We start from the raw sequence: 15,098 nt of genomic DNA on the forward strand, positions 1-15,098 counted from the left end.
CCCAATGGTATCTACCAACAAATATTGGACTTTTATATTTCTAAAGCATTATATTATTTTTCAAAATCTTTGCATAATTCACACTTTGGATTAATCCGTAAATTCCTCTACCCTGCTGCTCGGAAGTTTAATTATGGAAATTCCTTTTTGCAGCAACAAATTGTTGGGATAAACGATCATTTGTCCGTCCTTGTCTTTCAAATAGACGTAAAAAGCCCTAATGTCTTCAATTTCGGCTTCGATTGGAAAATCTTTGTCGTGAATAAAAATAACGTCCCCAATCTTGAAGGGAAAGTAAAAGAACAAGATGATGCCCGAAGTAATATTGCTCAAAATAGACCATTGGGCAATCATGGCAACGCCCACAACGGTTGTAAAAGAAGAAATGGCAATAATGATGTCTTTGGTATTGACACCCCAAATAATTACCAAACCAAAAGCGGCCATAATATTTACAAACAAATGAATATATTTAATAACCAATCGCGTTCGTTGTTCAATGGTTTGGCTTCGCTTGGCAAAACTTCGTATTAATTTTGAAAAAATCAGTCGAGTCAACATTACCAACAACAGTAAAATCCCCGTTCCAATCATCTCTCTTGCAAAATCGTTAAAAAATCTCATCAGAATTATATTTTAAGCTAATTTACTCAAATATCCATATACTTTGCCATAATGGAATGCCGCATTGAATCCAGAACCTTTATTTTTTTGAAATCTAAATAAAAAAAGAGAGCCCAAAACAGGAACTCTCTATATCTTTAAATGAAATCTGCAAAAGCTAACCCATCCAATTTATTGTGTTTATCCTTTCATAAATCTTTTTGAGGTTTTATTTTTTTCCATTTGAAAGTCTTTGGCAAATTATTGCCCATTAAATATCCCCAAGGTTCGGCAGATTCTATCTTGTCGAAAACTATTTTTAGAATGGCCAATAATGGAATGGCCAAAAACATTCCCGAAATACCGGCAATTTGACTCCCAATTATTATTCCTACTATGGAAACAAAAGCATTGATTTGGACTTTTGTATTTATAATTAAGGGAACAAGGATGTTATTGTCAATTATTTGAACCACAATATTTACCATTATCACTCCTAAAATCATTGATAATTCTGGAGTTCCAGTCAAGGAAGACAATATGGTCAAAACTCCGGCCACCAAAATCCCCACATAGGGCACAAGGTTTAATATTCCTGTAATTATCCCCAACAAAATGGCATATTTAACACCTATAAAATAAAGTCCAATACTCGTTAATACCGAAACTGCAATCATTTCGAGTATCAAACCTGAAATATAACTTTGGACAGCGCCTTTTATTTGCGTCAAGATTTCCTGTAATTTGGCGTGATATTCTTTTCGGAATAATTTAGCAAGAAACAATACAAAATGGGTTTTATATAAAAGTATCAGGAAAGTATAAATGGGTATTAAAGTTAAATCCAAAATAGTATCGGTAACAGACAGTATCGTCGTTCCTATGGTTTCTTTTCCTTTTTCAACAGAATCTTGCGTCACATCTTCAATATATTTTCTTTGCTCCCAAAAGCTTACTTGAAAATTTACCTTGATAAATCGCTGAATGTCAACTATAAAAAGATTGACGTTTTTTCTTATTTCGGCAAAATCATCAGCTATATCACTAATTTGATAAGAGATGAAAGCGAGAACTCCCACAATCAGGGACACAAAAAGAAATACGGCTATCGACGATGACAAAACATTTGGAAACCTCAATTTGGAATTTAAAAAACGAACAATCGGCAATAACAACACGGCTATCAAAAAGGCCATTAAAATAGGAATCAACACGCTTTTCCCTATGCAAAGAATATAGGTAATGCCTATCAAACTTATCACCATAAAAGAAAGCCTGACGTAAAAAGGAAATTTGATGGAGCTATTCATATATATTTGGAATCAAATTAGCATCAAAATCTCTTTTGATCATCTAATGTTTAATTAGCAAATATGACATTTCTACGAATAGCTATTGTTACATGATTTTATATATTTTTTATATAATTGTCACATTCAAAAGTTTGCATTGACACCAACATATTTATACCAATCCATTCAAATATTCGTAAACTTTGTCGGTCGGCATTCCCATGACATTGGCATAGGAACCTTCAATTTTGGAAACCCCAACAAAACCTATCCATTCCTGAATGCCGTAAGCTCCCGCTTTGTCGAATGGTTTGTAGTTTTCTATATAATATAAAATAGCTTCTTCACTCAATTTGTTGAAAGTAACTTTCGTCACTTCATAAATAACTTTAACATCAATGTTAGTTTTAAAACAAACCGAAGTGATGACTTCGTGAGTGGCATTCGACAACGATTTTAGAATTTCAAAGGCATCTTGGGCGTCTTTTGGTTTTCCCAAAGCCTTGTTTTTGTGCCAAACGATGGTGTCGCTGGTGATGAGGATTTCGTGGTTTTTCAATTCTCCTTCAAAAGCACCGGCTTTCAATTCTGCCAAATAATTGGTGATTTCTTCCGCTTTAAGTTCCGATGGAAAAATTTCCTCTATTTCTTTCAACCTGATTTCGAAATCCAAGTCCAAATCCTTGAAAAATTGTTGACGTCTTGGCGAACCCGAAGCCAATATCAGCTTGTATTTTTGCAATTTATTTTTAAGCATTGTGTTTAATGTTTAGGCTGATGACCACAATCGAAAGTATTCCGAAAAACAGAATCCATTTTAGAACGGTACTCAAATGATGAAAATCTTTGGTTTTTGCTGCCGACCAAATATTTGTGGTAAAATAAAGCAACGGCGCCAATATAAAAACTAATCCGTAAACTGTCGCAAACAACAATCCCGAAGCAAACAAATTAGTGTTGATGTAATAAACGATGCAAATGATGGGAATAAAACTCAATACAAAAACCAATTTTGCAGTTCTTTTTACGCCAAAAACAATCGGTAAAGTACTCATTCCTTGATTGAAATCGCCATTCACGTCTTGCAAATCTTTAACTATTTCCCTGATAAAATTAATGATGAAAGCAAAAAGGGCATAGTCCAAAAGAATACCGAAAAGCATTCCCATAACGGGTCTGTTTCCTTCAAAAGTAACGGGATACAAATCGAAAATCCCGATAATGATTACGCTAAACGAAAGCAGCAAAGCCACTATAATATTGCCAATGAGCAAACTTTGTTTCAAGCTCGTGGCATAAAAATAAAGCGTCGCCGCAATGATTATGAATATGGATGCAAAACTGGGTTTATTGATAACATTCGACAAATAAAACCCCATTGCCACGCCAACAACAGTGAAGCCAATGTAAAGATTATACGCCTTGGTTTCGGATATAAACTTCCCGACAATCACGTTTTTGGGTTTGTTTTCAATGTCAGTTTCCACGTCAAAAATATTGTTGATGATATAACCACCAGCCGCAATGCAAACCGTTGCCAAAACCAAAATACCGTATTGCCAATCGGACAAAGCCAACGGAATATTTTGCAATTCCAGAAAACCATATCTAAAAATAAGCTGCATCAACGCCAGCATTAACAGGTTTTGGTAACGAATTAATTTAAGGTACTTCATTCTTTTAGTATTCAGTCCCAGTCGCAGTTTTCAGTTCTTGTTGCTACTGAAAATTGCTGCTGAAAACTATTTCTTGAGCAAATAGCGAATCACGGTTTCGGCGGCATGCAATCCGAATAATCCCGGCATATAGCTGTTGGTTCCGTAAAAAGACTTCTTGAAATTGGAACCATCGGTCATTTTCAAACTCGCACTATCTTGAATTTCGGACGAAAAAACCACTTTCAGTTTATTGATTTTAGCTGCTTTCAATCGACGGCGAATCGTTTTGGCCAAATAACAATTTATGGTATTGCTGATATCTGCCACCTTTACTTTGGAAGCTTGCATCTTTCCTCCCGCCCCCATCGAAGAAATGATTTTCACTCTTTTGCGCTTGGCGGCAATGATTAAATTCAATTTTGGCGTGATGCTGTCGATACAATCCAAAACATAATCAAATTCGTCTGAAACCAGTTCGAAAGCTCTTTCCGGCGATAAAAATTCCTCCACTCTTGTCAGTTTCAATTCAGGATTGATGTCCATTAATCGGTCACCTACAATGGTCACTTTGGATTGTCCTATTGTCGAATGCAAAGCAGGCAATTGTCGGTTGATGTTCGTGATATCCACAATATCGCCATCCACAATTGTCATTTTTCCCACTCCCGCCCTGGCCAAAAACTCTGCAGAAAAAGAACCAACTCCTCCTAATCCCACTACCAACACATTGGAGTTTCTTAATTTTTCTAATCCTTCTGCTTTAAATAAAAGTTCTGCTCTTTCTGTCCACTCTTTCATAGTTCATTATCGTTTGTTTTTGGTATTCAAAATCTGAAATCTTTTTTCTATGTCGTTTTCTTACTAATTTACTCGTCACTTCGAGTGATTTTGAATTTTAATGCGACAGCTTTAAGATTCAAAATTGTATCGAGAAGCCTATTCTAATTAAAATTCTCGATACATCCCGATAAAAATCGGGACACTCGAACTGACGATCTACGGCTATTATTTCATTTACTAAAGAAACGACATTGATTCGTTGTTATAAATTTGTTTTACTTTCAAAAACGGTTTTGTAATTTCCATTCACAATTTCCCGTAATTCACTTAATTCCATCCCCTTATATTTTGCCGCCAAAGCATAAACATCTTGAATTCCTTCCTCAATCATGTCGGTTTCCAATAAGAATCTATCGTTTGGGATGCTTTTAAAAACAGATTCCAATTCCGGGTTTCGCAACAAGTTTTTTCCAAATGAAACGTAAAATCCAGCGTCAATTAGTTGCTTGGCGAGTTCCTCTTTTTTGGAAAACCCGTGAACCAGCATTGGAACACTAATCTTCAGTCTTTTCTTGGTTTCGATGAGTTCCTGAAAAGCGGTAACGCAATGAATCACGACCGGTTTTTGGTGTTTTTCGGCCAAGGCCAATTGTTTTTCGAAAACGGATTGTTGTACCTCAAACGGTGTTTCGCCTCGTTTATCCAAACCGCATTCGCCGAGAGCCAAACATTCCGGCAAAGCCAATTTTTCGTCAACCACCTGAAAATCATTTTCCAATCGGTTTTCGTTTATGTACAACGGATGAATTCCGATGGAATAAAATGGAATCGCGCCATCAAATTCCTGTGGATATTGATTGACCAATTCCAACACATCGGATTGATTCGTGAATTGATGGGTATGTAAATTGAAGTATTGCATTGGGCAAAAATAGTTTAAAAGTTAGAAAGCCGCAAAGATTATATTTTGATAAAAACAGGTTCTAAAATCAAGTTGTTTTTAATTTGAACTTAAAATTTAGTTAAATAACTACAAAAATAGTTTGTTAACTAAAAATATAGTTGTATGTTTGTTTTCAAATTAAACAATTATGCAAAAACTGACCAATAAAGAAGAGGAAATCATGCAAATTTTATGGAAGCTGGAAAAGGCTTTCGTAAAAGAAGTTCTGGCCGAAATCACCGAAGAACAGCCTCATTACAACACCCTTTCAACCATTATCCGAAATCTGGAAGAAAAAGGTTTTGTGTCGCACAATGCTTTTGGCAACACGCACCAATACTTCCCTATCGTGAAGATGGAAGACTATAGAAAGCGATTCATGAACACGGCAATCGATACTTATTTTAATAGTTCCTATAAAAACATGGTGTCGTTTTTTGCCAAAGAAGAAAAAATATCTGCCGAAGAATTAAGAGAGATATTGGCCATGATCGAAAATAAATAATCAGATGGAAACGCTATTCATTTACCTCATCAAATCCAGCAGCCTCATCGGAATGTTTTATTTGGCTTACTATTTTTTACTGCGAAAAGAAACTTTTTTCAACAGCAATCGTTGGTTTTTATTGGCGGGACTCATCACCTCGGTCATTTTGCCATTGGTTGTTTTTACGAAAATTGTTTGGGTTGACCCAACTCCAACCGATTTTGACTGGTCGAAAATTCCAATGACGAATGCGGATGAAAACGAGGCTTTTGAAATCAATTGGTATCTTGTCTTCGCCATTGCGTATTCGATTGGAATTCTGGGTTTCTTGGTGAAATTTGCGGTTGACTTTTACAGTTTATCCAAGGTTTTGAAAGGCAAAACCATCCAAAAACAAGCCGATTTCCAATTTATTGACGTCACCGAAAATGTTTCGCCTTTTTCTTATTTCAACTCTATCGTCTATAACTCATCCTTGTACAGCGACACGGAATTGGAAAACATTTTGGAACACGAAAAAGTGCACAGCGAACAAAATCACACGATAGACGTCTTGATCACACGTTTATTTTGTGTCGTTTTTTGGTTCAATCCATTGGTGTGGTTGTACAAAAAAGCCGTTTTGCAAAACCTGGAATTCATCGCCGACAGCGAAGCTTCCAAAAAAATATCCGACAAAAAAGCGTACCAATTGACGCTTTTAAAAATTACAACACAGGAAAATTGTGTTGCGATTACCAATCATTTTTATCAATCATTAATCAAAAAACGAATCGTTATGTTAAACAAAAATCAATCAAACAAAAGGAATTATTGGAAGTATGCGGTAGTATTGCCGCTTCTGGGAGCATTTGTGTTTTTCTTCCAAGTGAAAGTCGTGGCACAAGAAAAAGAGCCTTCAAAACAAGAAAATAAAACAAAGTCAAATACTGTTGACTTGGCTTCAATTAAAATTGAAAAAGACTTAACCACTTTATCAAAAGAAAAAGAAATTTACATCAATGGCGAAAAATCAAGCGAGAACGAATTGGCTATTTTAGACCCAAATGAAATTGAAAAGATAGATGTTATTAAAAAATCAGACAACCCAAAAATTCTGGTTACTACCAAACATTCAACAAAACCAATTAATTTCACAGACAAAGAGATTTATATCAATGGTGCAAAATCAGATAAAACTGAAATGGAGAAATTAAATCCTGAGGAAATTGAAAGAATAGATGTAACCAAAAATTCGAATAAAAATGAAATTCGAATTATTACAAAAAAACACGCCAAAATGGCCAATGACAATGACATTTACATCAATGACAAAAAAGTAAGCCAAAATGAATTGGATGTTCTGAATCAAGAAACAATTGAGACAATGGATGTGAACAAAGAAAGAAAAACGATCCGCATTGTAACCAAAAAAGGAGCATACAACATACATGACAAAAATGCTCCTGTTCCACCCACTCCTCCAACGCCGCCAGTTTTAAAAATTAAAACTCCTCCATTTCCAAATGTACCAAGAGCACCGAAAGCGCCAAAAGGAGACCCCATTCATGGAGACAAAAAAGCTTGGAAGGAATATGAAAAGAAAATGGAAGACTTCGATGCCAAAATGAAAAAACTGGAACCTCAAATGGAAGCTTTCGATAAACAAATGGCAGAATTCAACAAGCAAATGGAGCCGTTCAACAAAGAAATGGAAGCTTTCGAGGAAAAAATGAAAGTTTTTGAAAAACAAATGGAAGAATACCAATCTAACTTGAATGCAAAAAAAGGGAAATAAGATTCCCGAAAAACCCAAAAAGACGGTCCTTCATCAAGACCGTCTTTTTTTATACCTTTGAAAAAAATCAACTTATGTTCAAAATTTTGGCCAAAATAAACAAGCTTGTTCTTCCCAGTTTTACAAAAAGTGGACTGGATTTGGCCAAAGCCAAGAAATGGCAACTGGCAATCATTGGTTACAGATATTATGTAACTACAAGAGCATTAGATTGTTGATTTCAGATTGTAGATTGTAGATTGAAGATTAAAAAAATATTTCAATATAATTTTACGTTTAGGTTTGCACGATTGCAAAAATTGCCTATATTTGCACCCGCAAACGCGTTCACTGAACTCCTATGAAAATAGAAATTAAGTGAAGTATAAAGGCCTTGTGGCGCAACTGAATAGCGCACTTGATTACGGCTCAAGAGGTTACTGGTTTGAATCCAGTCAAGGTCACTTTTTAAGATTAAAAATCTTTGTAAACCCCAGTAAACACTGGGGTTTTATTTTTTTTACTAACTTTTTTACCCGACAATCCACACGACAACTACCAACGAAAACGAATAAAAATAAATACAATTCTACTTTGTCATTTCGGAAATATTTTCACTTATTGCTTCCCATTTTTCACAAATTGCATCAAGCAAATTATTCTCTTTTCTATCTGTATAATATTTATTAATAGTAAAGTATCCAATAAAAATACCTTTGTCATCAATTATTTTTGGAGGAGTTGATCCAAAATTAAACGGAGAAAACGCCCCATAACTTCCTCCATAAGCTCCATACTTATTCCAGATGCTTTCATTGTTGAATTTAGAACCGTATTTGCCATAGTTATTCCAAACACTATCACTGTCAAACTTATCGCAATTTAAACACCCTAAAAGCACCTCTCCATTCTTGCCTCCAAATAAATATAACTTACTACCAACTCTGGAAGCGATACAAGCTTTGTAAATTGCTTGTCTGTCTAATGCCTCATATTCTTTTTGAGACTGTACTTCTTGCTCTTGCCTTCCTTTTTCTTGCTGGTCCCGTTCATACTTAATTCTTTCAATCTCTCTCTTTTCTTCACGCTTTCTATAAGCATTTGCTTGTGCTTGTTGTATATCGTCAGAAATACTTCCTTGTAATGGTTGCATTTGACTATATCCTCCATACGTTCCTTGCCCAAAACAAACCCCACAAATCAAAACAATTCCTAAAACTAAAAACTTCTTCATATCTATTTTTTTTCTAATTAACATAAACCACCCACTCCGCAGGTCTATCCTGCGTTTCTCTTGATGCCCAACTGCAATTCAAGATTCCTTATGTGGTTTTTCAAGACATCTACAATTTCTTTTTCTCTCAAATATAACTCCTTGTAATCCGGCCCATATTCTTCGCCTGGATCATTCAGTATGTTTTGGTTTTCGCTTTGGGTTTTCAACATTTCTCCTTTGCCTGTTAGAAGCCATTCTGGATTAAATGTTTCAGAATATACTGAATTGTAAAGCTTGTCAAAAAAATCAAAACTAGGTTTTGACTTACCGTTAACTACATCATAAATAGCCTGAGAACGACTATATCCTAATTTTTTAGCGAAATCATTAATGCTAATTTGCAAGAAATCAGTCATTTGCAATATTCTTTCAGAAATACTTGTATTTTTCATCTTTTTATTTTGTTGTTTCAGAAATACTTGTATATATTTGCTTCAACGAAAACTAATAAAAACAAACAAATACAGGTCTAAACAAAGCAATACCAAAGTTATAGTTTTTTGATAGACTTTTATTTATAAAACTGGGAAAATATATGCAAAATCAGATTTTTAATTACAATGGAAGCAACATCACTTTCCAGATTGGAAATGGAGATGTTATGGTTTCGGCAACAGAAATGGCAAAACCTTTTGGCAAAACAACCAAAGATTATTTAAGAACCCAAAATGCCCAAGAATTAATCAATGCTTTATCCGCTAGGCTAAAATGCCTACCGACTGATATTGTGAATGTTATTAATGGAGGAGCTTCATTTGGTACTTGGATGCACGAAGATATTGCTCTCGATTTCGCCCAATGGTTAAGTGTTGATTTCAAATTATGGTGCAACGACCGCATCAAAGAACTCCTAAAACACGGAATGACCGCCACACCAAGCACTATCGAAGATTTACTAAACAATCCTGATACACTGATCAAAACATTGGAAGTGTTGAAAAGCGAACGTGCCGAGAAAGAACGTTTGCAAATCCAAAACCAGAAACAACACGAAGCCTTGCAGTTGTCGGCTCCCAAAGTCGAGTATTACAACGAAGTACTTACAAGTGCTTCTACATACACCACTACGCTCATAGCAAAAGAATTAGGTGTTTCAGCAATGGTTCTAAATCGAAAACTAAACGATTTAAAGATTCAGTACAAACAAAACGAAGTTTGGGTACTTTATTCCAAATACCATAACCAAGGCTACACCAAAACAACTACATCGACTTATACCGATAGCCAAGGCGTAACAAGAACCTCAATGTTGACCGTTTGGACTGAAAAAGGCAGAAACTTTATTCACGAATTGTTGAAAGAAAAACAATCTGCCTGATGACTACCCGCCAACTATTCCAAAAACATAATTTCCTGCTTCTGGACAAAATCCTGAACAACGGAGATAATACCATCGAGGCATCAAGCTTCACTGACCCAAACAACGAAATTTTTAACCAACCCATTAATCAATCAATACAATATGGATGTAATTCTGAAATTATCACCCGAGAACTTGAATGTCATTGCTGAAAAAGTAGTCCAAATTCAAGACAAAAAAAAGAAGGAAGCCGAAAAACCTGCTCCAGACGAACAACGACAGTACACCGTCAATGAAGTTGCTGAAATGACCAAAAGAAAACCCCAAACAATTAGACAACACATTGATCTTAAATTACTAATTGCCTCCAAAGTGGGTAAAAGTTGGCTGATCTCCGAAACAAATTATAAAACATACATAAACAATGGACAATAACAGATTTTACGTTGCCGCAGAAAAGCTACACGAGATAGCTGATGAATTAACCAAAAGAGGATTTGAAGAACTGGACGAATGCGTTTCGCATGATGAATTAGCCGACAGGCTATTTATCGACACCGAGAAAAAAACATTCTACTTCACCGACGAAGAATGCGTGAAGGAAGCCAACGAAATTATCGTCGAAAAATTCAAACAAACCTATCATTCAACCAACATCAAAAAAGTAAAACAATGGAAGCAGAATTAATCAAAACCGAAGAAGTAAGCTTTGATATGATCTATCAGCAAGACAAAGCTCAAATCGATACTCAAATTGCAACCGCAAAAGCCTATCCACGAAATATTCAACAAGCTGTTCAAGATTCTATTGCAACCGTTACAATGGACGTTGAAACCGCTTCAAGTTGTAGTTATGCCTTGCCAAGAGGCGGAAAAACATTAAATGGACCTTCCGTACACTTGGCATTAATTCTCGCCCAAAATTGGGGTAATTTAAGAATTGAAGCCAAAATCGCTTCAATCGACAACAAAACCATTACTTCACAAGCCGTTTGCTTTGATTTGCAAAAAAACATCGCCATAAAAGTAGAAGTAAAACGTTCCATTATAACCAAAACAGGACGAATGAACGACGATATGATTACCGTGACCGGTAATGCCGCCAATTCTATTTCTTTGCGAAATGCCATTCTAAAAGTAATCCCAAAAGCAGTAGTGGACAAAGTTTCAAAATCTGCCAAACAATTGATTACTGGCGACATTTCAGATGAAACCAAACTAATCAAAAAAAGAACAACCGTATTAGACGGATTGAAAAATACTTACGGAGTAACCGAAAAAGAAGTACTTGACATTCTTGGCAAACCATCCACCGCAAACATCACGGGAGAAGATTTGGTAACTCTTATTGGTTATGCCCAAGCCATTAAAGACGGTGATTCTACTGCCGATTTGATTTTCAGGGCAAAAAAGGTGGAAAATCAAAACAAAGAAGAAAAAGTGGATTCTGCCAAACTGCTTCTTAGAATCAACCAAGCCAAAACCAAGGAAGCACTCGAAAAACTCAAAAAAGACATTCCCGAGGATGATTTGGATACCTACACCGTCTATTCAGACAGGCTGAAAGAATTAAGCAATCCTGTGAACACGGCAAACACTAATCCTGGAAACTTACCGTAATTATGGAAAGCATCTATAAAAATTTGACAACAGACGAATTGGCTAAACACCTTGGCCAATTCCTTGTCAGCAGTTGGTCGTATTCCGCAGTCAGCACCTTTTCACGCAACCAGAAAGCCTACGAAATGCAGTCAGTTTACGGCTATCGTTCCAAGTCTTCGGCCACCACCATAGCAGGAAACGCCTATCACGAAGCATTGCAACAGTATTTCAATTTGTTCAAGGCAAAAGAAGCTCTTCCCGAATTGGTCGATTTGGAAACCATTGCTTACAACTACATCGAAGAAACAGATCCCCGAAACTGGAAACTGCAAAAAACAACTCCTTCGGTCGAAGAGTGTATTACCCAAGCATCGGCAACGGTTTCTAAATTGCTTCAAAATTTCCTGAAAGACATTTCTGTTTATGTTGATGAAATTGATGAAGTTTTGGACGTGGAGCATTATGGAAAAGGAATTTTCGTGACCATAAACGGCGTGGATATTCCGCTACCGCTTTATTACAAAGTTGATTTAGTGGTCAAACTAAAATCAGGCAAAATTGTAATAATCGACCATAAATCAAAACAATCTTATACTCCTGATGATGCAGTTAAATTGACAAACGGTAAACAAGCCATCACTTACATCAAAGGTTACGAGGCCGAAAAAGGAATCAAGGTGGATGAAGTTTGGTTTATCGAAAACAAATTTTCGCAAAATAGGGATAAATCGCCACAGCTAATCAAATTTCCGCTTGATATGACAAGCGAAGACGAGCGCAGATATTATGAGGTATTGCTTTATGAAGGATTGCGCTCTTTGGTTCACGCCGTAAACGATCCTGATTATGTGTATATAATGAACGACAGCGACAACTTGGTTGACCTTGCCGAAATGTATGAATTCTGGACAAAAACACTTCTTTTGGACGTGGAAGACTTCACCGGAATCGACCCGACGAAAACGGAATTAATCAAACAAAGGCTCAAAAAAATCAAGGACACCGGAATCAAAACCATCAATCCAACAGTGATTAAGCAATTCCGACAAAATGCAGCCGAATTTATTCAATACGATTATTCAAATAAAGACATGACACAAGAAGAAAAAATAGAACACGTTTTAAGACGTTTCGGAACCATTGTAAAAGTGGCAAAAATATTCAACGGCTATTCCAGTAATACGTATTTACTCCAAATCGATGCAGGAACCAAAATCAATTCCATTCAATCGCACAAGTTGGACTTGGCCAATGCACTCGATGTTTCAACCGTTCGTATTTCGAAAGAACTGACGGTTTACGAAGGAAAATCATATTTAGCCGTGGAACTTTCCAAAAAAAGAGAAAGAGATTTAAACTTTACCAAAAAGGATTTGGTCGATATGAAAATACCAATCGGTAGAGACAATTTCGAGCAAATCGTTCATTGGGATTTAAACAACCATTCCACACCCCACGCTTTAGTATGCGGTGCTACAGGAAGCGGTAAGAGTGTTGAATTAAAATCAATTATCGAATTTTCGAAATTGGCTGGCGTAAAACACATCATTATTCTTGACCCTAAATTCGAGTTCTGCAGAATGGGATTGAAAGGAGTTAAAATCTACAGCGAAATATTAGATATCGAAACCGCTTTGGAAAATTTGGTTATCGAAATGAACGAAAGAGTCAAAGCCGGAAGCGAAGAAAAAACCCTAATCATTTTTGACGAGTTTGCCGATGCCCAATCCCAAGGACGAAAAGGCAAAGAGTTGGATATTATGGAAATGGTCGAAGTGGGACAACAAAAAATGAAGACAATGTTTGGCGAAACAATGGTGCCAAAAATGAAGCTTCAAAAAGTGGGTTCCAAAAACACCTTGGAAGAAAACCTTCGCATCCTGCTTCAAAAAGGGCGTTCCGTTGGTTTCCGAATCGTGGCTGCAACACAAAGAGCATCTGTGAAAGTAATAACAGGCGATGCCAAAGCCAATTTCCCTGTCCAAATATGCTTTAGAGTTCCAAAAGAAATCGATTCCAAAGTAGTCCTCGACGAAGGCGGTGCCGAATCATTGGCTGGTGGCGGCGATGGTCTTATTCGCTCTCCCGAATACCCTGAATTGGTAAGGTTTCAAGCGTATTATAAACCTTAAATCACAGTAAAATGGCAATAGAACAGATTACTCACGAAGTAAACGGTGTTAAATATTTAATTTTTGAATATGAATTAAATAGTAGAACTCACGAAAAATTTACTAGAAAAACAGAAGAATATAACGGAATAACACAATCAGTTAAAAAAACAAGTGGATTTTGGTCTGAAACAACTGTAACTGTAAAAGTTTTAATTCCAGAGATTCACGCAGTTGATTTTTGTAATTCATTCACATAATAATCATAAATAAAACGAAAATGGAAAAATTAATTTTTGCAAAACAAATAAATGATTCTCAATTGACAGGAATTGTTGATGTTTCTACAAATCCACCAACTATTTTTTGTTTATGCGAAGAAGAATCTATTGCAAATGAAATCCTTAAAAGCATTGTAAAAGCTGAAAAATGGGATAAACTTAATGATGAAATAGGAAAGTATTATGAAAATGATACTGAAGATGATGAAGAAAATGAGGATGAAGAGTTTGAAGGTAGTTTATTAGATATTGGAGAAACTGCCGCAATAGCATTCGGGTATCTTTAGCCGTTCCAACGAAGCTGAACGATAACGGCACTCGGCTTTGCTTTGTTGCGGAAAAGTAAGCCAAAACTTTAGATTTAAAAACAAAAATAACAAATACAAACCAAACATCGAATTATGCCAGAAACAGCAATAGAGCAAAACCGATGTTATAAGAAGTAGCGGGTAATTAAAAAAATGTAATTATGAACTTAAAAGAAAAGTTTTTGCCAATTGTGTATAGAATTGCACCAGATAAAGAAAATATTAAAAGAGCTGAATCTTGTGAAAAAATAGCAAAAGATTTTGCATTAGGATTTGGTTTGTTTATATCACACAACCAAATAAAATGTGATTCAGATGGATGGTGGGAATGGGATGGATTAAAGACTACTGATGAGCTGATAATTTGTTATGAAAAAGGTAATAGCTATTTCTTATAACGTACGCCCATCGCTACACTTTCGGCGTGGTCAAACACAAAATAATGCTTCGGTTGTGCCAAATGATTGAAGCGCAAAACAATAATCAAATTAATCACTAATATAACGCTGAAATGTAGCTGTTGTTAGTGGCATACCACGTAACACAGGAAATTATGAACACAGAAATTAAATTTGAATATGGATTTGAAAGTGTAAACGGAATTGTTGTACGTCTTCAAACTAATTTGGACTTTTACTAAGAGAGTGTTCTGTTAATTAATTCAAAGATAAATGTTTTTCTTTGTTAGTTGAATTTTTAAA

General features: G+C 35.8%; 19 protein-coding genes and 1 tRNA gene. 12 read left to right on the top strand and 8 right to left on the bottom strand.

The window, feature by feature from the left end:
- Window positions 1–90 precede the first annotated feature (90 nt).
- From BUC16_RS14900 to BUC16_RS14925, 6 genes are all read right to left on the bottom strand, one after another.
- Entirely contained in the window at window positions 91–624 is a 534-nt protein-coding gene (locus tag BUC16_RS14900) for a mechanosensitive ion channel domain-containing protein (RefSeq protein ID WP_073371598.1), read from the bottom strand.
- A 188-nt stretch (window positions 625–812) separates the two neighbouring features.
- Window positions 813–1,913, bottom strand: a complete 1,101-nt coding sequence (locus tag BUC16_RS14905) for an AI-2E family transporter (RefSeq protein ID WP_073371599.1) — start codon at window positions 1,911–1,913, stop codon at window positions 813–815.
- A gap of 154 nt (window positions 1,914–2,067) precedes the next feature.
- Complete coding sequence (locus BUC16_RS14910) at window positions 2,068–2,652, bottom strand: Maf-like protein (RefSeq protein WP_073371600.1); 585 nt, start codon at window positions 2,650–2,652, stop codon at window positions 2,068–2,070.
- Window positions 2,645–3,571, bottom strand: coding sequence for a geranylgeranylglycerol-phosphate geranylgeranyltransferase (locus BUC16_RS14915; protein ID WP_073371601.1), 927 nt, complete (start codon window positions 3,569–3,571; stop codon window positions 2,645–2,647). Before BUC16_RS14915 ends, BUC16_RS14910 begins: the two co-directional genes overlap by 8 nt.
- A 66-nt stretch (window positions 3,572–3,637) precedes the next feature.
- The gene (locus tag BUC16_RS14920) at window positions 3,638–4,351 is read right to left on the bottom strand and encodes a tRNA threonylcarbamoyladenosine dehydratase (protein ID WP_073371602.1); all 714 of its coding nucleotides are present in this window, start codon (window positions 4,349–4,351) and stop codon (window positions 3,638–3,640) included.
- A gap of 244 nt (window positions 4,352–4,595) precedes the next feature.
- A complete protein-coding gene (locus BUC16_RS14925) occupies window positions 4,596–5,255 on the bottom strand; it encodes a TatD family hydrolase (RefSeq protein ID WP_073371603.1) in 660 nt (219 codons plus the stop codon).
- A gap of 169 nt (window positions 5,256–5,424) precedes the next feature.
- Here BUC16_RS14925 and BUC16_RS14930 point away from each other — a divergent pair, with 169 nt between their 5' ends.
- The 4 genes from BUC16_RS14930 to BUC16_RS14945 all read left to right on the top strand — a co-directional run bounded on the left by BUC16_RS14930 (window position 5,425) and on the right by BUC16_RS14945 (window position 7,983).
- Entirely contained in the window at window positions 5,425–5,781 is a 357-nt protein-coding gene (locus BUC16_RS14930) for a BlaI/MecI/CopY family transcriptional regulator (RefSeq protein WP_073371604.1), read from the top strand.
- Window positions 5,782–5,785: 4 nt separating this feature from the next.
- Complete coding sequence (locus BUC16_RS14935) at window positions 5,786–7,540, top strand: M56 family metallopeptidase (protein WP_073371605.1); 1,755 nt, start codon at window positions 5,786–5,788, stop codon at window positions 7,538–7,540.
- A 74-nt stretch (window positions 7,541–7,614) separates the two neighbouring features.
- Window positions 7,615–7,758, top strand: a complete 144-nt coding sequence (locus BUC16_RS14940) for an SsrA-binding protein (RefSeq protein WP_073371606.1) — start codon at window positions 7,615–7,617, stop codon at window positions 7,756–7,758.
- 151 nt (window positions 7,759–7,909) lie between these two features.
- Window positions 7,910–7,983 (top strand) — tRNA-Arg (locus tag BUC16_RS14945).
- Between the two features lie 125 nt (window positions 7,984–8,108).
- On the opposite strand, the gene BUC16_RS17510 is transcribed toward BUC16_RS14945, so the two are convergent.
- Together BUC16_RS17510 and BUC16_RS14955 are read right to left on the bottom strand one after the other, a co-directional pair.
- On the bottom strand, window positions 8,109–8,753 hold the full coding sequence (locus tag BUC16_RS17510; protein WP_084546278.1) for a hypothetical protein: 645 nt from the start codon (window positions 8,751–8,753) through the stop codon (window positions 8,109–8,111).
- 44 nt (window positions 8,754–8,797) lie between these two features.
- Window positions 8,798–9,187, bottom strand: a complete 390-nt coding sequence (locus BUC16_RS14955; RefSeq protein WP_073371607.1) for a helix-turn-helix domain-containing protein — start codon at window positions 9,185–9,187, stop codon at window positions 8,798–8,800.
- Between the two features lie 143 nt (window positions 9,188–9,330).
- On the opposite strand from BUC16_RS14955, the gene BUC16_RS14960 reads away from it, so the two are divergent.
- The 8 genes from BUC16_RS14960 (at window position 9,331) to BUC16_RS14995 (ending at window position 14,795) form a co-directional block, all read left to right on the top strand.
- Window positions 9,331–10,113: a phage antirepressor KilAC domain-containing protein gene (locus tag BUC16_RS14960; protein WP_073371608.1), complete on the top strand. Its 783-nt coding sequence runs from the start codon at window positions 9,331–9,333 to the stop codon at window positions 10,111–10,113.
- A gap of 144 nt (window positions 10,114–10,257) precedes the next feature.
- A complete protein-coding gene (locus BUC16_RS14965; RefSeq protein ID WP_073371609.1) occupies window positions 10,258–10,530 on the top strand; it encodes a helix-turn-helix domain-containing protein in 273 nt (90 codons plus the stop codon).
- Window positions 10,520–10,783, top strand: a complete 264-nt coding sequence (locus BUC16_RS14970; RefSeq protein ID WP_073371610.1) for a hypothetical protein — start codon at window positions 10,520–10,522, stop codon at window positions 10,781–10,783. Before BUC16_RS14965 ends, BUC16_RS14970 begins: the two co-directional genes overlap by 11 nt.
- On the top strand, window positions 10,768–11,715 hold the full coding sequence (locus tag BUC16_RS14975) for a hypothetical protein (protein ID WP_073371611.1): 948 nt from the start codon (window positions 10,768–10,770) through the stop codon (window positions 11,713–11,715). Before BUC16_RS14970 ends, BUC16_RS14975 begins: the two co-directional genes overlap by 16 nt.
- A 2-nt stretch (window positions 11,716–11,717) precedes the next feature.
- The gene (locus tag BUC16_RS14980) at window positions 11,718–13,829 is read left to right on the top strand and encodes a DNA translocase FtsK (RefSeq protein ID WP_073371612.1); all 2,112 of its coding nucleotides are present in this window, start codon (window positions 11,718–11,720) and stop codon (window positions 13,827–13,829) included.
- Between the two features lie 11 nt (window positions 13,830–13,840).
- Window positions 13,841–14,068: a hypothetical protein gene (locus BUC16_RS14985; protein WP_073371613.1), complete on the top strand. Its 228-nt coding sequence runs from the start codon at window positions 13,841–13,843 to the stop codon at window positions 14,066–14,068.
- Between the two features lie 20 nt (window positions 14,069–14,088).
- A complete protein-coding gene (locus BUC16_RS14990) occupies window positions 14,089–14,376 on the top strand; it encodes a hypothetical protein (RefSeq protein ID WP_073371614.1) in 288 nt (95 codons plus the stop codon).
- A gap of 182 nt (window positions 14,377–14,558) precedes the next feature.
- Window positions 14,559–14,795, top strand: coding sequence for a hypothetical protein (locus tag BUC16_RS14995; RefSeq protein WP_073371615.1), 237 nt, complete (start codon window positions 14,559–14,561; stop codon window positions 14,793–14,795).
- Window positions 14,796–15,098: the final 303 nt, after the last annotated feature.

Source organism: Flavobacterium fluvii, assembly GCF_900129545.1.
GTDB lineage: Bacteria > Bacteroidota > Bacteroidia > Flavobacteriales > Flavobacteriaceae > Flavobacterium > Flavobacterium fluvii.